The 24,022-nt window shown below is 61.7% G+C and carries 22 protein-coding genes, 2 pseudogenes and 1 other annotated feature; of the genes and pseudogenes, 14 read left to right on the top strand and 10 right to left on the bottom strand.

The window, feature by feature from the left end; all coding sequences use genetic code 11:
• The first annotated feature begins 100 nt into the window (after window positions 1–100).
• Window positions 101–156 (top strand) — a sequence feature (sul1 is cis-regulatory element that is thought to sense ions involved in sulfur or methionine metabolism; They are found in Alphaproteobacteria).
• A 62-nt stretch (window positions 157–218) separates the two neighbouring features.
• On the top strand, window positions 219–1,700 hold the full coding sequence (locus QHC67_RS15080) for a SulP family inorganic anion transporter (protein ID WP_319295505.1): 1,482 nt from the start codon (window positions 219–221) through the stop codon (window positions 1,698–1,700).
• A gap of 116 nt (window positions 1,701–1,816) precedes the next feature.
• On the opposite strand, the gene QHC67_RS15075 is transcribed toward QHC67_RS15080, so the two are convergent.
• The 4 genes from QHC67_RS15075 to QHC67_RS15060 are packed head-to-tail and all read right to left on the bottom strand — an operon-like array spanning window position 1,817 to window position 6,698.
• Window positions 1,817–4,066 carry a xanthine dehydrogenase family protein molybdopterin-binding subunit gene (locus QHC67_RS15075; protein ID WP_319295503.1) on the bottom strand — a complete coding sequence of 750 codons (2,250 nt, stop codon included), beginning with the start codon at window positions 4,064–4,066 and terminating at the stop codon, window positions 1,817–1,819.
• Window positions 4,063–5,079, bottom strand: coding sequence for a xanthine dehydrogenase family protein subunit M (locus QHC67_RS15070; protein ID WP_319295502.1), 1,017 nt, complete (start codon window positions 5,077–5,079; stop codon window positions 4,063–4,065). The genes QHC67_RS15075 and QHC67_RS15070 overlap by 4 nt, the downstream gene beginning before the upstream one ends.
• Window positions 5,072–5,542: a (2Fe-2S)-binding protein gene (locus QHC67_RS15065; protein WP_319295501.1), complete on the bottom strand. Its 471-nt coding sequence runs from the start codon at window positions 5,540–5,542 to the stop codon at window positions 5,072–5,074. The genes QHC67_RS15070 and QHC67_RS15065 overlap by 8 nt, the downstream gene beginning before the upstream one ends.
• A 37-nt stretch (window positions 5,543–5,579) precedes the next feature.
• Window positions 5,580–6,698: an NAD(P)-dependent alcohol dehydrogenase gene (locus tag QHC67_RS15060; RefSeq protein ID WP_319295499.1), complete on the bottom strand. Its 1,119-nt coding sequence runs from the start codon at window positions 6,696–6,698 to the stop codon at window positions 5,580–5,582.
• A gap of 159 nt (window positions 6,699–6,857) precedes the next feature.
• Between QHC67_RS15060 and QHC67_RS15055 the strand changes: the two genes are divergently transcribed.
• Window positions 6,858–7,247 carry a four-helix bundle copper-binding protein gene (locus tag QHC67_RS15055; RefSeq protein ID WP_319295498.1) on the top strand — a complete coding sequence of 130 codons (390 nt, stop codon included), beginning with the start codon at window positions 6,858–6,860 and terminating at the stop codon, window positions 7,245–7,247.
• A gap of 40 nt (window positions 7,248–7,287) precedes the next feature.
• On the opposite strand, the pseudogene QHC67_RS15050 reads toward QHC67_RS15055, so the two are convergent.
• From QHC67_RS15050 to QHC67_RS15040, 3 genes and pseudogenes are all read right to left on the bottom strand, one after another.
• Window positions 7,288–8,087: pseudogene (locus QHC67_RS15050) on the bottom strand (IS5 family transposase).
• A gap of 327 nt (window positions 8,088–8,414) precedes the next feature.
• Window positions 8,415–8,972, bottom strand: coding sequence for a zinc-binding dehydrogenase (locus QHC67_RS15045; protein ID WP_319295496.1), 558 nt, complete (start codon window positions 8,970–8,972; stop codon window positions 8,415–8,417).
• A complete protein-coding gene (locus QHC67_RS15040) occupies window positions 8,969–9,520 on the bottom strand; it encodes an alcohol dehydrogenase catalytic domain-containing protein (RefSeq protein WP_319295495.1) in 552 nt (183 codons plus the stop codon). Before QHC67_RS15040 ends, QHC67_RS15045 begins: the two co-directional genes overlap by 4 nt.
• A 499-nt stretch (window positions 9,521–10,019) precedes the next feature.
• Between QHC67_RS15040 and QHC67_RS15035 the strand changes: the two genes are divergently transcribed.
• The 5 genes from QHC67_RS15035 to QHC67_RS15015 all read left to right on the top strand — a co-directional run bounded on the left by QHC67_RS15035 (window position 10,020) and on the right by QHC67_RS15015 (window position 15,187).
• Window positions 10,020–10,637: a flavodoxin family protein gene (locus tag QHC67_RS15035; RefSeq protein ID WP_319295493.1), complete on the top strand. Its 618-nt coding sequence runs from the start codon at window positions 10,020–10,022 to the stop codon at window positions 10,635–10,637.
• A 259-nt stretch (window positions 10,638–10,896) separates the two neighbouring features.
• Window positions 10,897–12,108, top strand: a complete 1,212-nt coding sequence (locus QHC67_RS15030) for a zinc-dependent alcohol dehydrogenase (RefSeq protein WP_319295491.1) — start codon at window positions 10,897–10,899, stop codon at window positions 12,106–12,108.
• Window positions 12,105–13,871, top strand: a complete 1,767-nt coding sequence (locus tag QHC67_RS15025) for a thiamine pyrophosphate-dependent enzyme (RefSeq protein WP_319295490.1) — start codon at window positions 12,105–12,107, stop codon at window positions 13,869–13,871. The genes QHC67_RS15030 and QHC67_RS15025 overlap by 4 nt, the downstream gene beginning before the upstream one ends.
• A gap of 28 nt (window positions 13,872–13,899) precedes the next feature.
• On the top strand, window positions 13,900–14,940 hold the full coding sequence (locus tag QHC67_RS15020; protein WP_413818550.1) for an SDR family oxidoreductase: 1,041 nt from the start codon (window positions 13,900–13,902) through the stop codon (window positions 14,938–14,940).
• A gap of 58 nt (window positions 14,941–14,998) precedes the next feature.
• On the top strand, window positions 14,999–15,187 hold the full coding sequence (locus QHC67_RS15015; protein ID WP_319295488.1) for a DUF3008 family protein: 189 nt from the start codon (window positions 14,999–15,001) through the stop codon (window positions 15,185–15,187).
• 961 nt (window positions 15,188–16,148) lie between these two features.
• On the opposite strand, the gene QHC67_RS15010 is transcribed toward QHC67_RS15015, so the two are convergent.
• A complete protein-coding gene (locus tag QHC67_RS15010; protein ID WP_319295487.1) occupies window positions 16,149–17,264 on the bottom strand; it encodes a DNA alkylation repair protein in 1,116 nt (371 codons plus the stop codon).
• A gap of 63 nt (window positions 17,265–17,327) precedes the next feature.
• Window positions 17,328–18,221: a LysR family transcriptional regulator gene (locus tag QHC67_RS15005; protein ID WP_319295485.1), complete on the bottom strand. Its 894-nt coding sequence runs from the start codon at window positions 18,219–18,221 to the stop codon at window positions 17,328–17,330.
• 131 nt (window positions 18,222–18,352) lie between these two features.
• On the opposite strand from QHC67_RS15005, the gene QHC67_RS15000 reads away from it, so the two are divergent.
• The 7 genes from QHC67_RS15000 to QHC67_RS14970 all read left to right on the top strand — a co-directional run bounded on the left by QHC67_RS15000 (window position 18,353) and on the right by QHC67_RS14970 (window position 23,159).
• Entirely contained in the window at window positions 18,353–18,682 is a 330-nt protein-coding gene (locus QHC67_RS15000) for a nuclear transport factor 2 family protein (RefSeq protein ID WP_319295484.1), read from the top strand.
• Window positions 18,679–19,482 (top strand): SDR family oxidoreductase, encoded by an 804-nt coding sequence (locus tag QHC67_RS14995; protein WP_319295482.1) that lies wholly within the window; start codon window positions 18,679–18,681, stop codon window positions 19,480–19,482. The genes QHC67_RS15000 and QHC67_RS14995 overlap by 4 nt, the downstream gene beginning before the upstream one ends.
• A 422-nt stretch (window positions 19,483–19,904) precedes the next feature.
• Window positions 19,905–20,297: a hypothetical protein gene (locus tag QHC67_RS14990; protein WP_319295480.1), complete on the top strand. Its 393-nt coding sequence runs from the start codon at window positions 19,905–19,907 to the stop codon at window positions 20,295–20,297.
• 48 nt (window positions 20,298–20,345) lie between these two features.
• The gene (locus QHC67_RS14985; protein ID WP_319295479.1) at window positions 20,346–20,900 is read left to right on the top strand and encodes a hypothetical protein; all 555 of its coding nucleotides are present in this window, start codon (window positions 20,346–20,348) and stop codon (window positions 20,898–20,900) included.
• Window positions 20,849–21,118 carry a hypothetical protein gene (locus QHC67_RS14980; protein WP_319295477.1) on the top strand — a complete coding sequence of 90 codons (270 nt, stop codon included), beginning with the start codon at window positions 20,849–20,851 and terminating at the stop codon, window positions 21,116–21,118. The genes QHC67_RS14985 and QHC67_RS14980 overlap by 52 nt, the downstream gene beginning before the upstream one ends.
• Window positions 21,115–21,531, top strand: coding sequence for a thiol-disulfide oxidoreductase DCC family protein (locus QHC67_RS14975; RefSeq protein WP_319295476.1), 417 nt, complete (start codon window positions 21,115–21,117; stop codon window positions 21,529–21,531). The genes QHC67_RS14980 and QHC67_RS14975 overlap by 4 nt, the downstream gene beginning before the upstream one ends.
• Complete coding sequence (locus tag QHC67_RS14970; protein ID WP_319295475.1) at window positions 21,528–23,159, top strand: DUF4166 domain-containing protein; 1,632 nt, start codon at window positions 21,528–21,530, stop codon at window positions 23,157–23,159. Before QHC67_RS14975 ends, QHC67_RS14970 begins: the two co-directional genes overlap by 4 nt.
• A 241-nt stretch (window positions 23,160–23,400) precedes the next feature.
• Here QHC67_RS14970 and QHC67_RS14965 read toward each other — a convergent pair.
• A pseudogene (locus tag QHC67_RS14965) lies at window positions 23,401–23,961 on the bottom strand (transposase); the annotation flags it as partial.
• Window positions 23,962–24,022: the final 61 nt, after the last annotated feature.

Genomic DNA, 24,022 nt, shown 5'->3' with positions numbered 1-24,022 from the left:
CCCGGAGCGGACATCTGTTCATCCTGAACTACGCGCGCAATTTCGCTTGGTCACTCGCCCTTGCCGTTCCCAAACCGTCGCACTACGAAGCTACCATTCGCAAGGACCCGGTGAAATTCCGGGTGGCTATTCCGGCCGCCGATCCGCCGGACAATGTATGTCGCAGCGCTCCGCCTGTTTGCTGCCGCTCCGCCTTGCGACAATCATCGGTCTTCAACATGAACAACACAGCTCTTTCGCGCTATCGTACCGAATGGCTCAACGGCGCGGCAAACGCCCGGCGTGACATCCTCGCCGGCATGGTCGGCACCTTTGCCCTAATCCCGGAAGTCATCGCCTTTTCCTTCGTGGCGGGAATAGACCCGGAGGTGGGCTTGTTCGCCTCCTTTGTGATCGGGATCGTCATCGCCTTCGCTGGCGGCCGTCCTGCGATGATTTCCGGCGCGGCAGGATCGGTGGCGCTGGTTGCCGCGGCATTGGTCCATGCCCATGGCCTGCAATATCTGCTGGCCGCGACACTGCTAGCCGGACTTTTCCAGATTGTCTTCGGCCTCCTAAAGCTGGACGTGTTGATGCGCTTCGTCTCGCGGTCCGTGCGGACGGGGTTCGTCAACGCGCTCGCTATCCTCATCTTCTCGGCGCAGGTGCCACAGATGCTGGGAGTGACATGGCACAGCTATGCGATGATCGCAGGCGGCTTGGCGATCATCTATCTGCTGCCGCGCATCACGACAGCCATCCCCTCGCCCTTGATCTGCATTCTTGTCCTGACGGCGATAAGCATTGCCTTCCCCATGCCTATCCACACTGTCTCCGATCTTGGCCGGCTGCCATCATCGCTGCCCTCTTTCACATTCCCCGCAGTAGCATTCGACTGGCAGACGCTGCGCATCGTGGCGCCATATGCGCTCGCCATGGCAGCGGTCGGCCTCCTTGAATCCATGATGACCGCCAGCGTGGTCGATGACCTGACCGAGACCACGAGTTCGAAGGCGCGCGAGTGCACGGGCCTCGGCCTCGCTAATGTCGCCGCCGGGCTGTTCGGGGGCATCGCAGGTTGCGGCATGATCGGTCAGACGGTCGGTAATGTACGCTATGGTGGCCGAGGCCGGCTTTCCACTTTGGTCGCTGGCGTGTTCCTGTTGCTGGTGATGGTTCCCCTCAGGCCATGGGTCGCGCAAGTGCCTGTGGCGGCGCTCGTTGCGATCATGATCATGGTGTCCGCCAGCACCTTCTCATGGACCTCGATCCGCGATCTGGCTCGACATCCCAAGGTTTCCGGCATCGTCATGGTGGCAACTGTCGTTGTCACGGTCGCCACCCACGACCTGTCCGCAGGCGTCGCTGTGGGCGTGTTGTTGAGCGGCGTATTCTTCGCTTTCAAGGTGACGCGCTTGATGGATGTCCGCATCGATTATGACGAGGCGACAAACATGCGGACCTACACTGTGTCGGGCCAGATCTTCTTTGCCAGCGCGGACATCTTCGCCGACAGGTTCGATCTGGGCGATGCAGCCGCGAGGGTTCGCATAGACCTCACTGCCAGCCATTTGTGGGATGTCACGGCGGTTGGCGCATTAGAGGACGTCGTTACGAAGATGCGGCATCATGGCATCGCGGTGGATGTCATCGGGCTCAATCAGGCCAGCGCGATTTTGGTGGACCGGCTCGCTCCGGCGGTTGGGTCTGCATTGTCCTGATCTATCGAAGAGGTAATCGCCGGGTCATGAGCCTCGATGTTCGACCTTTTTAGGTCGCTCAGCAGGCAGTTTCCTGCTCTCAGTAGTGGCCTGACAGCTCTGTCTTTCGGAGTTCACTAGAGCAAATCTTCAATGCGGATCGGTAGCTTGCGGATGCGGCGACCCGTGGCATGCCAAACGGCATTCGCGATCGCCGCATTCATACCCACGATGCCGATCTCACCAATGCCCTTGATACCGAGCGGATTTACCTGCTGGTCGGTTTCCGGCACCATGATCACATCAACACGAGACACGTCCGCATTCACCGGCACATGATATTCGGCGATATTGTCATTGACGTATCGCGCATGGGCCAAGTCGATCTCGGTCTTCTCCTCCAGCGCCGCGCCCAAGCCCCAGATCATCCCGCCCATATACTGGCTGTGCGCCGTCAGTGGATTGACGATGGTGCCGCTGGCGAAGGCGCCCACCATACGCGGGACGCGTATCTCACAGGTGAGGCGGTGGATGCGAACTTCGACGAACTGCGCGCCAAACGCATAGGCGCGCACGCCCTCGCGCGACTGGCCGCGCAGCATCGGCGGCTGGCCTTGGTAGAGCTTTTCCATCGACTCCGGCGACAAGCCCTGTGGAATATGCTCGGCATAGACCTCCAGTGCCCCCTTAGAGACGCGATTTACAGCTTGCTCCAGCGGCTCAGCCGTACCGTCTGGCGCGATCAGCTTGCCTTCACTCAGCCGCAAGCTTGCGGCCTCCTTGCCGGCGAAGGGTCCTTCGCTCGAAACCACGGCCGCCTGAGCAACTTTAGCCAAGATGCCGTTGCATGCCTTGGCAATGGCGTGCGTGATCGTCGCGGTGTGGCTCGATCCTGCTGCAAGCGAGGCGGGCGGAAGATCGGTGTCTCCCATTTTTACCGCGCTTTTGTCGATGTCGACACCTAGCCGATCGGCCGCCGTGATCGCCGCGACCGTGTAGGCGCCTGTGCCAATGTCATGCCCGGCGATTTCGACCATGGCGTGACCGTCCGAGCGCAGCGTCACGCGCGCTGCGGTGGAAGCGATATTCGAAGGATAAGCGGCGCTGGCGCAACCCCAGCCGATCAGCCAGTCGCCCTCGCGCATCTGCCTGGGTTCAGGCGAGCGCGAGGCCCAGCCGAAACGCTCCGCCGCCTGATCGAAGCACTCCATCAGATGGCGGCTCGAATAGGGAACGCCGTCAGTAGGATCCGAGGCCGTATCGTTGATCCGTCGCAATTCCACCGGATCGATCCTCATCGCAACCGCCAGTTCGTCCATCGCAGATTCCAGGGCAAACATGTACGGCGTGTCGGGCGGCGCGCGCATGAAGCCGGGCGTGTTGCGGTCGGCGTGAACGACATTCACTTTCGTCAGGATGTTCGGGCAGGCATACATCCGCGCTGTCGTCTCCGTTCCCGACACATTGTAGTTGCTGGGGCGGCTGGTGACTTCCCAGCCTTCATGGCGAAGCGCCGTCAGCTTGCCGTCAGGCGTCGCGCCAAGCTGGAGATGATGCCGTGTCTCGGCGCGATAGGTGGCGATGGTGAAGCCCTGGTCGCGTGTCGCCACCAGCTTGACTGCCCGTCCGAGCCGACGCGCCGCTATCGCGATCCATGCCGTTCGCGCCGTTGCGCCACCTTTGGACCCGAACGCACCGCCCACGAACTTGGAGATCACGTGCACTTTGGCAGGATCGATACCGATCTGGCCCGCGACATTGTTGCGCAGGCCATAGACGAACTGGCTCGGCTCCCAGATCGTCAGTTCGCCTTCGTTCCATTCTGCCGTGGTCGTGAACAGCTCGATCGGATTGTGATGTTGGGTCGGGGTCTCGTACCATTGATCGACCTTTACCTCTGTGGCGGCCAATGCGGCATCCACATCGCCCACCTCATAGTCTTCATGCTCGCCCGGCTCGCGGTAATGGGCCTCTACGCCCGGCTGGTCGAAGGTCGCGGCGGGCGCTTGCCTGTCATAGTGGACCTTCACTCGGAAGGCCGCGTCGCGTGCAGTCTCGTATGTGTCGGCAAGCACCACGCCGATGATCTGCCCATCGTGCCAGACACGATCGCTCTCCATCGTCGTGGTCGTGTCGCCGCCCGCCTGTTGCTTGGGCGGCTTGGTTTGATCGCCAACATTCTGATGCGTCAATATGTCCAGCACGCCAGGCAGGCTTCGTGCCTCATCGAGATCGAACGCCCTGATCCTGCCCTTGGCTATCGCGCTGGTGAGAAGAAAGGCCCAAGCCGGATTGCGCACCGGTTCGTCGGACGGATAGGCGGCATGGCCGGTAACCTTGGCGCGACCGTCGATTCGCGTACGGGGCTGACCGATAAGGCTGGTCATGGCATGATCTCCATGTCACGCGTTTCGACAAGCGCCCGCACCAGCGTCCGCCCTCCAAGTTCGACCTTGAATGCATTGTCGCCATGCGCCACCGCGCCCTCCAGCGCCGCAGCGGCAGCCCCTTGGGCATTTGCCTCGCTGAGCACGCGGCCCTCCAGCGCATCTTCGGCCGCATGCGCACGCCACGGCACGCTCGCAAGCCCGCCAAGCGCGATGCGGGCAGAAACGACGCGATCACCATCGAGCGCCAATGCTACCGCTGCCGAGGCAAGCGCAAAGTCGTAGGATGTACGATCGCGCACCTTCACATAACGGGATCGGCGCGTCCATGGACCCGCCGGTATTTTGAAGCCCGTGATGAGATCGCCTGGCTCCAGCGTCGTTTCGATATGCGGCGTGTCGCCCGGCAGGCGATGGAGCGTCTCGAATGCGAAGGTCCGATCCCGCCCATCAGTGCCGAACACATTCACTTCGGCACCCAATGCTATCAATGCCTGCGCGAAATCTCCGGGATAGTTGGCGATGCATTGATCGCTGACGCCGAGCACCGCCAGCCTGCGATTGCAGCCATCCATCGCCGCGCAGCCGGTGCCCGGCTCTCGCTTGTTGCAGGCGCCCCAACTGGTGTCGCGAAAGTAGTTGCAGCGGGTGCGCTGAAGCACATTGCCGCCCAGCGTCGCCATATTGCGCAACTGCGCGCTGGCCGCTTGCGTCAGCGACTGCGCTATGACCGGATAGTCGGACTGCACATCGGGATCGTCCGCTGCCTGGCTCATCTTGACCGCCGCGCCAAGCCACAGCCCGTCCTCCAGCTTGCGCACGCGCCCATGCTCCACAGCAAGCGGCGCAATGTCCACCAGCCGGTTCGGACGCATGACGTCCAGCTTCATCAGGTCGAGCAGGTTGGTGCCGCCCGCGAGATACTGCATGTTCCCGTCTTCCGGAGTCCGCGCGGCTGCACGTCGCAGAGCTTCGACAGTGTCGCCTGCGCGCTCCAGAACGAACTCACGCATTGGCGGCCATATCCGATTTCGCGGCGAGCACGGCCTTGACGATATTCGGGTATGCGGCGCACCGGCAGAGGTTGCCACTCATATATTCGCGCACTTCGTCCTCGTCTGTGGCATGGCCTTCATGCACGCAGGCGATGGCGGACAGGATCTGCCCTGGTGTGCAATAGCCGCATTGAAAAGCGTCGTGCTCGATGAACGCCTGCTGCATCGGGTGCAGCGGCTCGCCTTCGCCTGCCAGACCCTCGATCGTCGTGATCTCGCCGGTGGCAAGGGCAGCAAGCACAAAGCAGGACAGCACTCGCTGACCGTCGATCAACACCGTGCACGCGCCGCACTGGCCCTGATCGCAGCCCTTCTTGGTGCCTGTCAGCCCCAGATTTTCACGCAGGGCGTCGAGCAGCACGACGCGAGGATCGAGCGATAGCGCGTGTCGGTGACCATTGACGTTGAGGCTGATGTCCATTGGGACTCCCTTGCGAGGCAAATTATCTGGCGGTCGGCTAATGCGGCATCTTGAGGATCGGCTTCACAGTTACGCCTGCGTCGCTGTCATCCACGGCCTGATTAACGTCTGCAAAGTCATACAATTTTACGAGCTTCTGAAGGGGGAAGCGTCCCTGTAGCTGCAGTTCCATCAGTGCTTCCAGGAAGCGCGGGGTCTGGCCGCCGCCGCCCATAACGCCGATGATGTGCTTGCCCTGCATCAGCACGTCTGGGTGGTTGTACTTGACTGTTGCGCTCATCTTCGCGCCGCCCACCATGGCGCAAGTGCCGCGCGGTCCGAGTGCCGACACGGCTTCGCTGACAAGGTTCGAGCCGTCCGTCGCCTCGATCGCATAGTCGAGGTGGCCGCCGGTGAGTTCCTTCAACTCGGCTACAGTGTCCGTACCGTGCTCGAGCGCGTGCGTAGCGCCCAACTCGCGCGCAAGCGCCAGCCGCTCCGGCACCTTGTCGATCGCGACGATTGTCGTCGCGCCGGTGAGCCGTGCCGCCATCACTGCGGCAAGTCCCACATTGCCCACCCCGAAGATCGCAATGGAACTGCCGGGGATCGGCTTTAGCTCATTCAGCACTGTGCCAGCACCCGTCGAGATGCTGCAGCCATAGGGTCCGGCAATATCCAGATCGAGACCGTCGGGCACCTTGGCAAGCTGACGCTCCAGGGCCAGCGTATGCGTAGCCCAGGAGGACTGCTGGAAGAAGCGGCCTGCAAGGGGTTCGCCATTCAGCCGCTTCATTCCCCCTGAGCCATCCAGCCGATGACCGCTGAAGCTTAAGGCTGCGCCGTTTTCGCAGTAGCGCATCTCGCCACGCCGGCACGTTCGGCATTCGCCGCAAAATGGGAAGCCGATCATCACCCTGTCGCCCGGCTTGACGTTCTTAACGTCGCGGCCGACTGCCTCTACTACCCCTGCGCCTTCATGGCCCAGCACACCGGGCGTCGGGTAAGGCTCAAGACCATGGATGCAGCCTCTGTCCGTTCCGCACACGCCGCAGCTTGTGACGCGTATCAGTACCTCGTCGTCGTAGGGATCGTCGAGTTCCACTTCCTCCAGTTCGATTTTCCGCCGCGACAGTATCTGATCGGCATGGGTCATTACGGCGGCGGTAATTCGCATGGGACTGTCCTGGGATGGAGGTTCGACAACCGCCGGACTTCGGCGCTGTTCCGACGAACCGCCGGAAAGAAGGCCAGCCAAAACATAGGTTAGAAGCGCACTTGAACGTTATTTAGTGAGGGCCGTTGACCCGGCATCAGCAGCGACGGGAGGCCCGGCATGTCCATTCACAAGATGATATCGCTACACCCTGAAGTGGCGGGCAACCTTAACGAGGATCTGGCGACGGCAGTGCGCCATGCGATGTTCTGTGCTGCCATGTGCACGTCATGCGCGGACGCCTGCGCGGCCGAAGACATGGACATGCGGCAGTGCATCCGCAGTTGCCTTGACTGCGCAGACATATGTGCAGCGACAGCGAAAGTGGCGACGCGGCGCACTGGTGAAAACATCGCTGTGTTGCGTGCCATGCTCGAAACCTGCACCCGCACCTGCGAACTGTGCGCCGAGGAGTGCGCGCGCCATGAGCATGAGCATTGTCGCCTCTGCGCCGATATGTGCCGAGAATGTGCAGAGGATTGCCGCAAGGCTCTGACGAGCGTGGGATGAGCAGGAGCGTGTCGTCTGGCTTTCTAGGCGGGATCGACATTCAGCGGAGCCATATCATGGCGGCGGCGAGGTGTACGAAACCAGTGAAGTGAACGGTGCGGCGATCGTAGCGGGTTGCGAACCGACGAAAATGCTTGAGACGACCAAAGCATCGTTCGATTTGGTTGCGGTGTTTGTAGATGGCAGTGTTGTGCGGGATGAAGACTTTCCGATTGCGCTTGGACGGGATCACAGCCTCCGCTTGCATGTCGGCGATCTGCTCACGTAAGTCATTGCTATCATAGGCTTTGTCAGCGAGTACGGCATTGGCCTCTTGGGCTTCCAGAAGGTCCGGGGCGGCAGTGATGTCAGCGGACTGCCCCGGCGTGATCCGAAAGCGCAATGGCCGGCCCAGCGTGTCTGCCAGCATGTGAATTTTGGTCGTCAGTCCACCTCGGGAACGCCCCAGCGCCTGGTCCTTGGCCCCCCTTTTCCGGTCGCTGCCTGCTGGTGGGCGCGGACAATCGTGCTGTCGATCATGAGATACGTGTTATCTCGATCGGCAGTGAGCGTGTCGAATACCCGCTCCCACACGCCGGCATGGCACCACCTGCTGAAGCGGCGATGGACCGTCTTCCACCGACCATAGCGTTCCGGCAGATCGCACCAGTGCGCGCCCGATCTCAGAACCCACAAGCAACCGTTCACGAACAAGCGGTTATCCGATGCTGTCCGGCCGGGATCGTTGACCTTGCCAGGCAGCAACGGCGCGATCCGCGCCCATTGTGCATCGTTCAACTCGTACCGTTTGATCCCATCGTCCACTCCGCGCCTCAACACGGAGACCCATGAATCAGACATCAAACCATTTGGGAATCTTGAATGTCGATCCTGCCTAGTGTGCGATTGCATGGAGCTTCACCACCAAAAGGTCGGGCGCAGGTCTGACGAAATGAAAGCGGAGCCTCGATCACTGCAGCTGACGCCGTCTGTGCAATGTGTACCCATGAACAGTAAGCAGGCTATCCAATCCCGTAGGGCTGCGAACCAGTTGCCGGAGCATGGCGCCATCCCGTAGGCCCGATGCTCGGACAGCAGCAAAGGCCAGGAAGGTGACCGACCCGTCGCAGGCCCTATCACCGCCCGTGCCGTTGGCGAGATACGTTTAGGCCTCAACGATGAGAGTAGCTACGCCGCCATTTCCTCTTTCAAGCTGGCGATATCGATCACATAGCGAAAGCGCACTTCGCCACTTTTTACCTTCTTATATGCCTCGTTGATGTCTTGGATGGGGATCACCTGCACATCAGGTGCGATGCCATGCTTGGCGCAGAAATCGAGCACTTCCTGCGTCTCGGCGATCGATCCGATCAGCGACGCCGCCAAGCTCTTGCGGTGCATGATGAGTTCCTGATTGTTGTAACCCGGCATCGGTGCGAGCGCACCGACAGCAACATAGGTCGCATTGCGTTTCAGCAGCGGGACAAACGGATCGACCTTGTGCTTTTCAGGGACCGTCGAGAGGATGAAGTCGAAGCTCGCCTTCAAGCCCGTATATGCTTCGGTGTCCCCTTCGATGACGCCCTTGGCGCCAAGTTTCTCCGCCTCAGCAACCTTCTCCTTCGTCGTGGTGAAGACCGTCACATCGGCGCCCATCGCCTTTGCTAGTTTGACTGCCATGTCGCCAAGCCCGCCCAGTCCGACGATGCCCACCCTGTTCCCCGCTTTCACACCCCAATGCTTCATCGGCGAATAGGTCGTGACCCCGGCGCACAGGATAGGGCGGCTTTCTCTGGCGCTATTTCGGGCGGGATCTTGAGCGCGAAATCCTCCTTTACGACGAGGACGTTGGAATAGCCGCCGTAGGTGTTGTCCTTATTATAGATGTTCTGCCCGCCGGGCGCCTGCTGGGCCGGCACCATCGGACCATGATAGGTGGCAAGCCAGCTATTTGGCCCTTCGCAATATTGCTCCTCATGGGCTTCGCACGGCTCACAAGAACGGCAGCTATCGATCATGCAGCCGACGCCCACCAGATCGCCCACTGCGTGAAGGGAGACGTTGCTGCCGATGCGGGTCACACGGCCGACGACCTCATGGCCGGGCATGCACGGATAGACGGAATTGCCCCAGTCGTTTTCCGCCTGATGTATGTCGGAATGACAGACACCACAGAACAGCACATCGATCTCGATTTCGTCAGGACCGGCTTCCTCGCGCTCGAACTCCAGCGGCTTCAGGCGCGAATAGGAATGCTTGGCGGCGTAGCCCAACGCTTTGATCAAAATTGTCATCCCGTGCTGTTCTTTGGAGACTGTGCGGTAAGAGGCCCCAACGCGGACATGCCAAGGGGTATCCCCGCCAGTGCCACGGACCATTCTAAACGCCCCTAATTCTTATATAGATTAGCGGTTTAAAATGCGGGAGCTGCGGAAAGCCTCCCTTCAGTACAGGGTCGCGCCACGATTCTGCTAGTGGGGCACCTGCCATATGTACGTCCTGTTCTATGCAGAGCGTCTCGCGCCGCTCAGGCGGGCGAGTGCTGAGCGCGCAAAGGTGAAAACCGCCGGGCCCTTACGCCGTCTCGAAATGGTGGCGAAAAATCAAATGGCTAACATATGTCAGCACGCCCGAACAATTGGAGCGAAAGCCGTTGACCCAGGCATTAAGCAACTGCCGCAGGGCTCTGCCAGGCGTTGAGTGCGCCAGGTATGACCATCTTTCACCACCTCCCGGCCCGCCGCAAACATTTGTCAGGCGGTCGCGCAGCGCTATCATTAAAGGAGAACAGGAATGCCGCTACGCGCGATCGCACTGAACTGCAGTCTGAAAAAGGAGGATGGCGAAACATCCTCTACAGATAAAATGATTTCGCTCGTCGCGACGGCGCTTGCGGCGCATGATGTCCAACTGGCAGAAGTCATCCGGATTGCCGACCATGATGTGAAGCCTGGCGTGACGTCCGACGAGGGTGGCGGCGATGCATGGCCAGGCATACGCCAGCGGATTCTTGACGCCGATATTCTGATCTTCGGAACCCCGGTATGGCTCGGACAGATGTCGAGCATGGCAAAGCGAGTTCTCGAACGCATGGACGCGTTTCTCAGTGAAACCGACGAGCTTGGGCGCATGCCCAGCTACGGTAAGGTCGCGGTGGCCGCCATCGTCGGTAACGAAGACGGCGCACATGGCATCAGCGCGCAACTATATCAGGCGCTCAATGACACCGGATGGACGATCCCTGCGGCCGCGGTCTCCTATTGGGTGGGCGAAGCGATGGGCAAGACTGACTTTAAGGACCTTGAGGAAATCCCCGAAAAGGTCCAGTCGACCGCGAACTTGGTAGCCTCCAACGCAGCCCATCTGGCGCAACTGCTCAAGGCCACACCTTATCCAGGCGTGGAGCAGTAGAATGTTCATACGGCAGCCCATTCGCTCATCCTAACTGCCATAGGTCAGCGCCAATGCCGACGTGGCGCGTCATCCACTAGTCGCGGCACAGAATTTCCTCGTAAACTGTAGTACTAACGACTCGCACGGTCACCAGCACTTCTTCGCCTGCAATCGCTTATGTCGGCGACAGGACAAAATGTTTTTGGGAACAGTGGCTTAGCGCCCCAGTTAACCCCCCGACTGGCTGCCCGAAACAGCCCTTTTCCGGAGGACTGGCATGAAAGCAGTGGTTTGGCGCGGCATTGGCGATATCCGCATCGAGGACGTCGCTGATCCTCAGATCGAACAGCCGACCGATGCGATCGTCCGGCTGACCACCTCTGCGATCTGCGGCACCGACCTGCACTTCGTCCGCGGAACCTTCAGCGGCATGAAGGAAGGCCGAATCCTGGGCCATGAGGGCGTCGGCGTGGTCGAGGCCGTCGGCGACATGGTCCGCAATCTTGAGGTCGGGGACCGGGTCGTGATCCCCTCGACAATCGCCTGCGGCCACTGCTCCTATTGCCGTGGCGGCTATTATGCGCAGTGCGACAATGCCAACCCCGGTGGCAAACGCGCCGGCACCGCTTTTTTTGGCGGCCCGGAGGCTGCGGGCGGGTTCAACGGATTGCAGGCCGAGAAGGCGCGTATTCCTTTCGCCAATGTCGGACTGGTGAAACTGCCCGATGAAGTCACCGACGATCAGGCGATCATGATCTCGGACATCTTCCCGACCGGCTGGTTCGGCGCCGACATGGCCGAGATCGAGGAAGGTCACACAGTCGCGGTGTTCGGCTGCGGGCCGGTGGGACAATTCGCGATCGCGTCCGCCAGGCTGATGGGCGCAGGCCGGATCATCGCCATCGACAACCGAGAGGATCGTCTGGCGATCGCGCGCCGCCAGGGCGCCGAGATCGTCAACTTCGAACGTGAGGATCCGGTCGCGACCATCGTCGAGCTGACTGGCGGAATCGGTGTCGACCGCGCCATCGATGCGGTCGGCGTGGAGGCCGAACACGCCCATGGCGGACCCGCCGCAGGCCAAGCGGAGGAGAAGGCCGCGCTCTTCGCCCAGGAGCGCGAGCAGACCGCGCCCGAGCACCGCGACGAAGCCCCGTTCGTACCGGGAGACGCGCCGAGCCAGGCGTTGCGCTGGGCGGTCGATGCGCTCGCCAAGGCGGGCACGCTCTCGATCATTGGCGTCTACCCGCCGACCGTGGAGAGCTTCCCGATCGGCCAGGCGATGAACAAGAACCTCACCATCCGTATGGGGAACTGCAACCATCGCAAATACATCCCGCACCTGATCGACCTGGTGCGCGAAGGCGTGGTGGATCCTGCCGCTCTCCTGACCCAGGATGCCGAGTTGACTGGTGCGATCGAGGCCTATGAACAGTTCGATGCGCGCAAGCCGGGCTGGCTCAAGGTCGAACTCGAGCCGGCGGCGTGACGGTGGCGCGGAACGGCGCGGAGATCTTGGTCGACACGCTGATCGCGTTCGGCATCGATACCGTATTCGGGCTGCCGGGCGATGGGATAAACGGGATCATGGAGGCGATCCGGACACGGCAGGATCGCATTCGCTTCATCCAGGTGCGCCACGAAGAATCCGCCGCCTTTGCCGCTGCCGCGCATGCCAAGTTCACCGGCCGGATCGGCTGTTGTCTCGCGACGACCGGCCCGGGCGGCATCCACCTGCTCACCGGGCTCTACGATGCCAAGCTCGACCGCGCGCCGGTCGTGGCGATCACCGGCTCACCCTATCACGACCTGACCGACAGCTATACCCAGCAGGACATCGACCATGCCAAGGTGTTCATGGACGTGGCCGCATATTCGGCGCGGGTTATGGGCGCGCGACACATGGAAAGCGCGGCGAGCCTTGCCTGCCGCCACGCGGTGGCGCACCGCGGGGTCGCGCACTTGAGCGTACCGATCGACGTGCAGGAGGAGCCCGAGCGATCAGAGAAGCCATCCGACCGCAACGTGCCCGGCCACACTTCGCTTATTCCGGCCTACGGCATTCAGGTGGCACCCGACGCGGAGATTGCCCGGGCGGCCGAGCTGCTGAACGCTGGCACCCGCATCGCGATCCTTGCGGGACAAGGCGCGCTCGGTGCGGTCGAGGAACTTACCCGGACTGCCGAGCTGCTCGGTGCCCCGATCGTCAAGGCGCTGCTCGGCAAGGGGCTGCTGCCGGACGATCACCGCCTCACCACCGGCGGCATCGGCCTGCTGGGCACGCGAGCGAGCCAGGAGGTCATGGAGCGCTGCGATACGTTGCTGATCGTCGGCTCGACCTTCCCTTATATCGATTATTATCCCAAACCCGGGCAGGCGCGTGGCGTCCAGATCGACTTGGACGCAACGCGGATCGGACTGCGTTTCCCTGCCGAAGTGGGACTTGCCGGCGACGCCCGGATGACTCTTGCGGCGCTGAATGATTTGCTCGAACGCAGGGCGGATCGCAGCTTCCTCGACTTCGCTCAGGACCAGTCGCGTAAATGGCGCGAACTGATTCGCTCCAGCGTCGCGCGCGATGCCACCCCGATGCCGCCCGGCCGCATCGTGCGCGATGTCGGCGACCGGCTGGCGGAGGACGCGATCGTCGTCTGGGATTCGGGCCACAATACCGGCCTCATGGCACGCTACGTCACTGCCAAGGCGGGGCAGATGTACGGCGGCTCCGGCTTGTCCGCCTCAATGGCCTGCGGTCTCCCCTATGCGATCGCCGCTGCACTCGCTTTTCCGGGGCGCCAAGTGGTCGCCTTCATCGGCGACGGTGGGCTGTCGATGCTGATGGGCGAGCTAGCGACGATCACGCGCTACCGGCTGCCGATCAAGATCGTGGTCATCAAGAACGGCACTCTCGGCCAGATCAAATGGGAGCAGATGATGTTCCTTGGGAATATTGAATATGAGTGCGACTTGACGGACATCGACTTCGCCAAGGTCGCGGAAGCGTGCGGCATCCGCGCATGGCACGTGGAGGCATCAGGCGATTCCGAGCGCGTCGCGCAGGAGGCGCTCGCGCATCCAGGAGCCGCGCTGATCGAGGCGGTGGTTGACGCGAACGAGCCACTGCTCCCGCCCAAGCGCATCCAGAAATATGCCGAGAACCTCGAAAAGGCACTGAAGGAAGGCACCCCCGGCGCCGATCAGATCCGCGCGGCGCTCCAGCGCCAGCCCGCCCTCACCATGTTGCAGGATTGAAGCAGATGTCCCCCCGAGGAGAGCAACGATGACCGACCCGAAGTCAAAGGCGCACGACGGCGCGCAGCAGCGAGACGAGCTTACGACCACCACTGTCTCCCGACGTGCGCTCGTCGGCGGCGCGGTCGCGGCCGTGACTGCAGTCGGCGCATTACCTGCGATGGCGCAGGAGAAGCACCAGCCGGGCGCGCCGACCAGCGCCCAATCGGCCAGCTACCCCAAGCCTCCCTTTCCGAAGCAGCAGCAGCCCTGGCCTGGTCTGACCGCGAAGATGACCCCGCGGCCGGATCATGGCGAGGCGAGCTATCGCGGCTCCGGCCGCCTGGCCGGGCGCAAGGCGCTGATCACCGGCGGCGACAGCGGGATCGGGCGTGCCGCGGCGATCGCGATGGCGCGTGAGGGCGCCGACATCGCGATCAACTATCTTCCTGACGAGGAGCCGGACGCGCGCGAGGTCGGCGAGCAGGTGCGGAAAGCCGGCCGCCGGTTCGTGGCGTTGCCCGGCGACATCCGCAGCGAGGGCTTCTGCCGCAAGCTCGTGGCGGATGCGGCCCGGCAGCTCGGCGGGCTCGACACGCTGGTCAATAATGCCGCCCGCCAGATCAGCCAGAAGTCGATCTTGGATATCTCGAGCGAGCAGTTCGACACGACGCTGAAGACCAATCTCTATGCGATGTTCTGGATTACCAAGGCGGCGATCCCGCTGTTGAAGCCGGGCTCGGCGATCATCAACACGACCTCGGTCGTCGCCTATGATCCACCCGAAAACATCATCGACTATGCCTGCACCAAGGCGGGCATCATGAACTTCACCAAGGGTCTGGCCAAGCAGCTCGCCAGCATGGGCATTCGCGTCAACGGTGTCGCGCCCGGCCCGATCTGGACGCCCCTGCAGGTGACCGGTGGTCAGGAGCCCGAGAAGCTGCCCGAGTTCGGCTCGGACACGCCGATGGGCCGACCTGGGCAACCGGCCGAGTTAGCACCGCTGTTCGTGGCGCTCGCGGATCCGGCGTTCAGCTATACGACCGGGCAAATTTTCGGTGCGGTGGGTGGCCGCGGCGGTCCATAATCTGCCAGGGGCGGCCACGCTTAGAACATCGCTCATCATCAACTTAAGGAGGATTGTCATGCCCGCCAAGTCCGGAGCCCAGCAGAAAGCGGCAGGCGCCGCGCTCTCGGCAAAACGCGGCGACACGCCCAAGAGCAAGCTCAAGGGCGCATCGAAGTCGATGGAGCAGTCGATGAGCGAGAAGGAACTCGAGAAAATGGCTTCGACCAAGCGGAAGGGCAGACCCGAGCACAAGAACAAAGGCTAGCGATTGGCGACCCGCCTATGCTGGTCCGGTTGGATAGCCGGGCCGTATCGGAGCAACGATGTTCCTTCCAATATCGCCGGGGGTTCACATCTTGAGGTAGGAATATGCATGCGGCGCATCGTCCGCGCGCGAAGTCTTGCCGCGGGAACGATCGTCGGGCTCAAGGATTTCTCGGAAGAAAACGAGTTCTAAGAATCTCCCGCAGGCTCGGATAAATGTCTTATACCGCCGATGGCCGCATCCAACGCTGCCGACCTTGCCGCGCTGCTCAGAAAGCGACCCTATCCGGGCTCAAGCAGCTGAACAGTGGCATGCGCATCGACAGCGCCTTAGCAACTCGTGTTCGCACCTGACGCGAATTGGACGCCCCAAATGTTGGCGACAGTGTGCAATGATCACCATCACGCTAATTGAGGCGAACAGTCGTCCAAGACAGCACCATCGCCCACGGGTGCTGGATTACCGATGAAGCGGGCGGCGAGCCCGCCAGCTCCGGAGATAAGCACGGATGCCGGCTCCCGAGCGATGTTGAACTGTTATCCTCTGGGGATCAGCCGCAACTGCGTAGGGTTCGCTTGCCCGCGGTAGTTCGCTCGCCTCTTTACGTCCGTTTTGAACCACATTGTCCAGAAAGCGGTTGGGCAGTCATTCCCAAAGCAAGGCAGTAAGCGCGCTGACATGTACGACCCTTTGTCGCCATTCAGCCGCCAATTTTACGTTCCTAGATGCGGTCCGTCCGCTAACCGGCAGGTCGCGACCAACTTACGCCGCTCACCGTGCAAGCCATGAACGGCCGCCCCGGCTGGAAGGTGCCATTGAAGCATGTCTAGAGACACGATCCGCTCAACCAAGCGCAAGCCGCGTACCTCCATCATCTGACGCAGCCCTTGTGGCCGACCACATAAGCCATGGTGGTAGCGGCTCCATGTACGGCGTCCTGCCAGCTTTTCAGGCGCATGCCTCAGGCGGCGGCTGGATCGCTCGTGATTTCAAAGGCGGTGCTTGCCATGGTTACCCCGTTGACGATGAGTTCCACCTCATGGTGGCCGGGATGATGGCGACGCGTACTGAAATCGCGAATAGCCTGGCGAAGCCCTAGCGTGGCGGATTTTCCCGCGGAAAGGTCCAATGTCCTGAGCTTAAAGACTTTGGCCGCAGTCTTGCCGCCGGCACGCGCATAATTGACACGATAATCCACGACCAGACGTTGATCATCGGGGGAAGTCGACACGAGTTCGGCATCGATAGCGATTGTGTCGCCAAGACGCACAAGTTGAGGCTCAATAGAAAATAGCCGCACCGTGACAGAGGCTCCGTGCCCGGCACCGATGAGAGCCAGCGCGCGTGGTTCGCCCTTCTTGATTAATGTCCGCAACGCATGACGTATGATCCAGGCCGTATCAGGATTGTCGGTCGACCACCCGGCCAGACGATCCAGCAGCCAGTCCGGGCGACCCTTTGCGATATCGTTGAGATGATTAGCGACCGACTTGCGAACATAAGCGCTGGGATCAGCCTTAAGTGCTTCGAGGATCGATGCGGTCCGCGTCGGCTCGACCATAAGCGACGGGATGCGCGATGCCCATGGCAGCCTTGGCCTGCTACCTTCGCTGGCCAGCCTGCGGACATGCTCGTCGGTGCTGCTGGTCCACTGTTTCATCACGGTAAGCGTCCGTTCGGTATCCTGCGCCAGAAATGGCCGAATGGCGAACTCAGCGGACCCGAAACGGGTAAGATCGGTAAGCGCTTCCATCGATCTGTCGAAATCGCCACGCCCATATCGCGCCACGAACTCGGTGACAGCGACCGCCTGGAAGCCATGGGTGAGTTGTGGCGCCATCGCGCGGATGATCTCAAGCGCATCCACATATCCGGCGGGTAGCGCGGAATATAGTGCGTCAGCGATGTGGCGCACGCGCTCCATGATCGACAGCGTACTGAGCCCATCTGACGCGGCGCCGAGAAAGCTGGCGCGATCGAAGCGTGTCGATACTGAGACGCCAGCATCGGCGATGATGGTCAACGCCTGCGGACCGAGAATGTCTTTGAGCAAGACAGGAGTGATCTTATCCGTCATCGCGAAGCCGTTTCCAATCTGATTGCCACTAAATGGTCATTGAGCGACGAGCCCGGCTTAACGTCACCCCCCGATTTGACGTGCCATGCCGATTAACGCCTTGAATGCAGCCGATGGATTTCGTCTGCTGGGATAGTAGAGGCACAAAGGCGCTAGCGGCGGGGTCCAATCTTCCAGAACGCGAATGAGCCGCCCTGCATTGATGTCTTCGCGTATATCGAACTCCATGAAGTAGCCGATGCCGACGTCGTCCAACACCGCGATGCGCGACAGACTGGCTTCGTCGAGTGTGATCGGGCCGTTCACGTCGATCTGGAGAGGCTGCCCGTCCTTCTCGAATTGCCAGCGGTGAAGCGCGCCGTTCGGGAGCCGGATGCGAAGGCATGAATGGCGGAGCAGGTCGGGAGGCACGCGAGGCTTTTCATTCGCCTTGAAGTAAGCTGGCGATGCGGCGACGGCAAAGCTGCGGGGTGGACCAACGGGAATTGCGATCATGTCGCTGGGAACGAGGTCGGCGCTCCTCAAACCAAGATCGAAACCCTCGGCTACGATGTCCACGATGCGGCCCTCGGTGACGAGATCAACATGCACTTGAGGATAGCAACGCAGGAATTGCAACAGGAGCGGCCCGAGAATCTCCCGCGCAGCCGTTGGAAAAGCGTTGATGCGGAGCGTTCCGGACGGAGTCTCCTGTTGCGAACGAGCGATATCCATCGCGTCGTGAATATGCCTGACGGCGGGACCAACCTGATCGACGAACTTGCGTCCAGCGTCCGTAAGGGAAACGCTGCGGGTCGTGCGATTGAACAGGCGAACGCAGAGCTGCCGTTCGAGCTTTGCGATGGCATTGCTCAGGGCGGTAGTCGACAGACCTAGCTCCAGCGCTGCCGCCCGGAACGAACCACGCCGCGCGATCGCTAAAACCGCATCAAACTCAACCAAACCGTCCTGTTGCATTGTCCTGCTTTTCGCAACGTCGCATAGCGATCTATCCCGATTATCATTGCAAAGGTCTAGCCCTAAGTTGGTTCCATCAGAAAATAGAGGGCGCTAAACAAAGCGCTTGTCCTACAAAATGGAGATCAAAGATGACCGTCAAGCTACCTCATATTATTGCTGAGTACTTTGCTGCCGACAGAAAACAAAACGCTGAAGCTGTTTCCGATTGCTTCACCGAAGGTGCGGTCGTGAAGGACGAAGGGCATACCTACACCGGACGCGAAGCTATCCGGCAATGGAAAGCAGCCACATCCGCAAAGTACACTTACAGCGTGGAGCCCTTCTCGATCACGACGGAAGGCGGCAGAACGACGGTCGTGAGCCATCTTGCTGGTGATTTCCCCGGAAGCCCGGTGGACCTTCGCTATCAGTTCGTCCTTGATGGGCAGAAGATTGTTGGGCTGGAGATCACGTTGTGAGCGCGCTCCTTCAGGGCAACGGCCACCCGTTCCTTGATCTGCGCGGAAAGCGCGCGCTGATCACCTCTGGCACGCGCGGAGCGGGCGCAGCGACCGTCAGTCTCTTTCAGGAATTCGGTGCGCAGGTTCTGACCACCGCTCGCACACGGCCTGATGCCTTTCCGAAATCGCTGTTCGTCGAGGCCGACCTGACGAGCGCGCAAGGGTGCGCTGCATTGGCGGCCGCCGTGACGAGGCGCATGGGCGGCGTGGACATCATCGTCCATATGCTCGGCGGTTCCTCCGCCCCGGCAGGTGGCATTGAAGCGCTGAGCGATGAGGTTTGGACGAGTGAATTCGATCTCAATCTCATGCCGGCCGTTCGCCTCGACCGTGAACTCGTTCCCGCCATGGTTGAGAACGGCAGCGGCGTGGTGATCCATGTGACGTCCATTCAGCGCGAAATGCCTCTGCCGGAGGCGACGACTGCCTACGCCGCAGCAAAGGCTGCGCTATCGACCTACAGCAAGAGCCTGTCCAAGCAGGTGTCACCACAAGGGGTTCGCGTCGTGCGCGTGTCCCCCGGTTGGATCGAGACAGAGGCATCCATCGACCTGGCGACGTGGCTCGCGGCTGAGCATGGCGGCGACATCGAGGCGGGCAAGAAGATGATCATGGACTCGCTGGGCGGAATCCCGATCGGGCGGTCGGCGAAACCCGAAGAGGTGGCGAACCTAATCGCCTTCCTGTCTTCCGACCGTGCGGCCAGCATCACCGGCACGGAGTATGTGATCGACGGAGGGACGGTGCCGACGGTCTGAGCAAACTGGATGATCGCCGGCCGCGAGTAGAACTCAGTCCGCTTCGGCAGGCGCCTCTGGCACCGCCCCGCACCAATATGGCGATAGACCGCGTTCCGCTGCTGGTTGATCATACCGTTCAGTTTGGCGAGCGCAGCGGGTGCCCTTGGCAGCAGCGCTCGTTTGCGACCACCGTATCGAACGGCAGAGATGTAACAAAACGTGGCGATCAATTTGAACGAGGCCGACGGCGCGGCACCGCCGACAGCAGTCGACCATTGTCGGACGCTCACGGCCTAAATTTGGGCTCCCACAAGCAGACATTCGTTCATGTTCATTACCGCGCCATGCCGGGATATTACGCCCGATTTCAACTTGGCGACGACATCCTATTGGATAGGATGACGTCCTCAGCTAGACAGTCAAAATGCGGGGGCTGGACATTGCGATCGCGGGCTGCGGTCCATGCGGACTGGCGGCGGCGCTGTTGCTTCATCGCCGGGCATCATGTCACTCTGTTCGAGCGGTTCGATACACCACGACCCATCGGGTCCGGCCTGATGCTCCAGCCCACGGGGATGGCGGTCCTTTCCGAATTGGGATTGCTGGATGCGACGCTGGCACGAGGGGCGCGCGTCGATCGGCTGTTCGGCAAGGCGGGCAAGCGGGTGGTGCTCGACGTCCATTACGCCGCCCTGCGCCGCAAAGGCATGTTCGGCATCGGCATCCATCGCGCCAGCCTGTTCGCGATCCTCCACGAAGCCGTCCTGCAATCGGGCATTGGCGTCCATACCGGGCGCACACTGATCGGGAGCGAGCCGACCCGCGCAAAATGAGCGCTGCATTTTGCGGATGGTGAGACCAGCGGCCCCTATGATCTCGTGGTGGACGCACTGGGCACGCGCACGCCACTGGCGCCGCCCGCTGGCCGTGAACTGGCCTATGGCGCTCTATGGGCCAGCGTCGATTGGCCCAACGACGCTGACTTCGATCCTCATGCCCTCGCGCAACGATACGAGCGGGCCAGCATCATGGCGGGCGTCCTGCCCATCGGAACCCCGCCCGGCGCGACGATGCCCAAGGCCGCTTTCTTCTGGTCGCTTCGCGCGGACAGGCTGGACGACTGGCGTGAGGCCGGGCTGGTGAGGTGGAAGGCGCAGGTCGCCACACTATGGCCTGACTGCGCGCCGCTGCTCGACCAGATTCATGATCCAGACCAGTTGACCTTCGCGCGCTACGCCCATCGAACGCTTGCCGCACCAGCGGAACCAGCGCTAGTCCATATTGGTGATGCCTGGCACTCGGCCAGTCCACAGCTTGGGCAGGGCGCCAACATGGCGTTGCTTATGCCTGGGCTCTGGCCAAGGGTCTGGCGGATAAGGGCAGCGTGGATGAAGGGGCTCGGCACGGGATCAGGCTCCGGCGCCGCCATGTCCTGACCTACCAATGGCTCACGGCACTGTTCACGCCGGTCTATCAATCGGACAGCCGGCTGCTGCCGTTGATCCGAGACCGTATGGTCGGCCCACTGTCCAAGCTGTGGCCCGCCACCACCATACAGGCAGCGATGGTGAGCGGACTGGTTGGCAACCCGCTGCGGCTGCTGGGATTGGATGGCGAGATTCAAATCGGAGCGCCTTTGGCGGAGGCCGCATGAACGCTGCCTCGAACGAAAGCGACGGCCCGATCATCGACTTCGACGCGATGTGCATGCTCTGCTCCGCCAATGCCGCCTTCGTGCTGCGGCACGACCGGGTCGGCCGCTTCCGTCTGGCATCCATGCAGGGAGCAATCGGAGCAGCGCTCTATCGCCGGTTCGGGATCGACCCTGCCAATCCGGAAACGATGATCGTGGTGGAAGGCGGCCGGGCCTTGCGGGACAGCGATGCGGTGCTGGCGATATGGGCGGGATTGGATCATCCGTGGAACGGGCTGGCGGCATTTCGGATCGTACCGCGCTGGCTGCGCGATCCCGTCTATCGCTGGGTCGCGCGCCATCGTTACCGGCTGTTCGGCAGGCGATCGACCTGCTGGATACCCACGACGGAACAGGCCTGCCGCATCCTGTGACGCGCATAATACTTCTTGGCGGCTATGGCGGATTCGGCGGACGGATAGCGCGGCGCCTCGCTTCTGCCGGGTATGAGGTGCTGGTTGCGGGCCGATCCATCGAAAAGGCACGCGACTTTTGCGCAAAATCCCCCGGCCTGATGCCGTTGGCGCTGGACCGCAGCGGAATCACCGCCGCCCTGAAAGAATATGAGCCGGACATAGTCGTGGACGCCTCCGGCCCTTTTCAGGCGATGGCTCACGCCATTCCCAAAGCCTGCATCGCTGCGGGCGTTCACTATGTCGATATTGCAGACAGCCGCGACTTCGTATGCGGCATCCGCGTGCTGGACGAAGCCGCGAGGGATGCGGGCGTCGTCCTCCTCTCCGGTGCCTCCAGTGTGCCGGCACTATCGGGCGCGGCGGTGCGGCATCTGGCGCAGGGCATGGACAGGGTACGCTCGGTCGAGATGGCGATCAGTGCGTCCAACAAGGCGACGGCAGGTCCTGCGGTATCCGCCGCCATCCTGGGACAGGTCGGCCAGCAAATGCGCATCTGGCGCGGTCAGCGATGGGCAAAAGCCTTTGGGTGGCAAGAGCTGCGCTCTGTCTCTTTTGGCTGCGGAGGGACGAAAACGATCTCAGGGCGCCGCGCCGGGCTTGTCGATGTGCCTGACCTTGCTCTTTTGCCTGTAAGACTGGCCGGACGTCCTGCCGTCAGCTTCCGCGCGGGTACGGAACTCTCGTTCCAAAACTGGGGACTCTGGATCGCCAGTTGGCTGGTGCGGTGGAAACTCGTCGCCACTCTCGCGCCGCTTGCGCGCTTCCTTCATCCTCTCCAGTCGCTGACCCGCTCGCTGGGCAGCGACCGCTCTGCGATGAGCGTGCGCCTGTTCGGCGATGTACAAGGCCGGCGGGTAGAGCGACGATGGACGCTGATCGCCAACCTGGGCGACGGTCCGGAAATACCGACATTGTCCGTGGCGCCCATCGTCGCTCGCATCCTGTCGGGTCTGGAAACTGCGGGCGCTCGTGATGCCGGGGAGGCCTTGACGCTCCGCGACTATGCCCATGCCTTCGGGGAGCTCGCCATCCATCTCGAAACGGATGAATTCCCTGCTTCGCCTTCACTCTACCAACGGGTGATGGGTGATCGTTTCGCGCTGCTCCCGCCGGAGATGCAGGCGATCCACGACATATTCCGCGATGGCGGTGCAGCAGGAGAAGCTGTGGTAACAGGCGCGGCAACTCCGCTTGCAGCATTCATCGCACGGCTCGTTGGCTTCCCCAAGCCGGGCCGTCATCGCCTACATGTGCATTTCCGCGAGTTGGATGGCCGCGAAAGCTGGACGCGCGATTTCGAAGGGCGACGCTTCCGGAGTCACCTTACTCAACAAAGCCGTTGGCTTGTCGAGCGGTTCGGCCCGTTCCGTTTCGCCTTCGACCTTCCCGGCGACGGTCGAGGATTGACCATGATCATGCAGCGATGGTGGATCGGGCCCCTGCCGCTGCCATTGTGGCTGGCACCGCGTTCGACCGCACGCGAATGGGCCGAGGACGCCCGCTTCCATTTCGACGTGCCCATTGCCTTGCCGCTGATAGGGCAGCTAGTCCATTATCGGGGATGGCTCGAACCAGCGGAAATCTAACAGCTATGGTTTAGACGTGTCTTCCGGTGGCGCTTTTGCACTCTTGACGCTCTTCAGTATCTGAATGGGATTGGGGATGCCGACCCTTGTGAGACGCTCAGGGACCAAAAATTGGTCCCCAGGTGCAGACCGTCTGGTTCCGGCAGCTCGCGACCCAGGCTGTGTAGAAACGCGATCAGCAGATCTGTGCGGGTTTACCGTTTGCGGTGGAGCAACGAGATTTGTTAGTTTGGACGCGACCTCAACTCGCGATGGCTTTCAGGATCGCCTTGCTTCCCATGATATTGAGCACTCGGGTCAGATTATAGGCCAGAACGTGGAGGGCCATTTCGGTTGCAACACGCGGCGTGGTCTTCGTTAAGAAGTGGGTGGAGCCCATCCGGGCTTTGAGGGTGCCAAAGGGATGCTCGACCGTCTGGCGTCGTATGCGCATGGCGTCGGGATTGGCATCGAGCCGTTCCTGCATGGCTTCGAGGACGGACTCATGCTCCCATCGGGTGACGCGCCTTTCCTTGCCTGGTGTGCATTGAGCCTTGATCGGACATTTCGGACAAGCACTCGTCCAGTATCGGCTCACCGTCAGACCCGCTTCCACATTGGTGTAGCGATAGGTCAGGATGTCGCCAGCCGGACAGCGGTAGACGTCCTGCTCGGGCAGGTAGACGAAGTCGGCTTTTCCGAACCGCCCCTCGGCCTTGGCACGGGAGGTCATCGGTTTGGGCAAGGTCACGGTGATGCCGGCCTGTTCGCTGGCCAGTATCTCTTCGCTCGCGAAGTAGCCGCGATCGGCCACCACATCGAGCATGGAACGGTCGCTTTCCCTCTATGCCAGCGCGCGCGGCACCGAAGGCGTATTCCCCGAA

The organism is Sphingobium sp. (genome assembly GCF_033795625.1).
Taxonomy (GTDB): domain Bacteria; phylum Pseudomonadota; class Alphaproteobacteria; order Sphingomonadales; family Sphingomonadaceae; genus Sphingobium.
Note: the sequence above shows the minus strand (reverse complement) of the source record. Positions and strands in the feature narration are given on the sequence as shown.

Excerpts from the sequence above, each read along its gene's own strand:
- QHC67_RS15005 (WP_319295485.1), bottom strand. The coding sequence starts at position 18,221 with ATGCAACAGGACGGTTTGGTTGAGTTTGATGCGGTTTTAGCGATCGCG.
- QHC67_RS15040 (WP_319295495.1), bottom strand. The coding sequence starts at position 9,520 with ATGACAATTTTGATCAAAGCGTTGGGCTACGCCGCCAAGCATTCCTAT.
- QHC67_RS15055 (WP_319295498.1), top strand. The coding sequence starts at position 6,858 with ATGTCCATTCACAAGATGATATCGCTACACCCTGAAGTGGCGGGCAAC.
- QHC67_RS15065 (WP_319295501.1), bottom strand. The coding sequence starts at position 5,542 with ATGGACATCAGCCTCAACGTCAATGGTCACCGACACGCGCTATCGCTC.
- QHC67_RS14975 (WP_319295476.1), top strand. The coding sequence starts at position 21,115 with ATGAACGCTGCCTCGAACGAAAGCGACGGCCCGATCATCGACTTCGAC.
- QHC67_RS15010 (WP_319295487.1), bottom strand. The coding sequence starts at position 17,264 with ATGACGGATAAGATCACTCCTGTCTTGCTCAAAGACATTCTCGGTCCG.
- QHC67_RS15075 (WP_319295503.1), bottom strand. The coding sequence starts at position 4,066 with ATGACCAGCCTTATCGGTCAGCCCCGTACGCGAATCGACGGTCGCGCC.
- QHC67_RS15045 (WP_319295496.1), bottom strand. The coding sequence starts at position 8,972 with ATGAAGCATTGGGGTGTGAAAGCGGGGAACAGGGTGGGCATCGTCGGA.
- QHC67_RS15020 (WP_413818550.1), top strand. The coding sequence starts at position 13,900 with ATGACCGACCCGAAGTCAAAGGCGCACGACGGCGCGCAGCAGCGAGAC.
- QHC67_RS15030 (WP_319295491.1), top strand. The coding sequence starts at position 10,897 with ATGAAAGCAGTGGTTTGGCGCGGCATTGGCGATATCCGCATCGAGGAC.
- QHC67_RS15000 (WP_319295484.1), top strand. The coding sequence starts at position 18,353 with ATGACCGTCAAGCTACCTCATATTATTGCTGAGTACTTTGCTGCCGAC.
- QHC67_RS15070 (WP_319295502.1), bottom strand. The coding sequence starts at position 5,079 with ATGCGTGAGTTCGTTCTGGAGCGCGCAGGCGACACTGTCGAAGCTCTG.
- QHC67_RS15015 (WP_319295488.1), top strand. The coding sequence starts at position 14,999 with ATGCCCGCCAAGTCCGGAGCCCAGCAGAAAGCGGCAGGCGCCGCGCTC.
- QHC67_RS15080 (WP_319295505.1), top strand. The coding sequence starts at position 219 with ATGAACAACACAGCTCTTTCGCGCTATCGTACCGAATGGCTCAACGGC.
- QHC67_RS15060 (WP_319295499.1), bottom strand. The coding sequence starts at position 6,698 with ATGCGAATTACCGCCGCCGTAATGACCCATGCCGATCAGATACTGTCG.
- QHC67_RS15035 (WP_319295493.1), top strand. The coding sequence starts at position 10,020 with ATGCCGCTACGCGCGATCGCACTGAACTGCAGTCTGAAAAAGGAGGAT.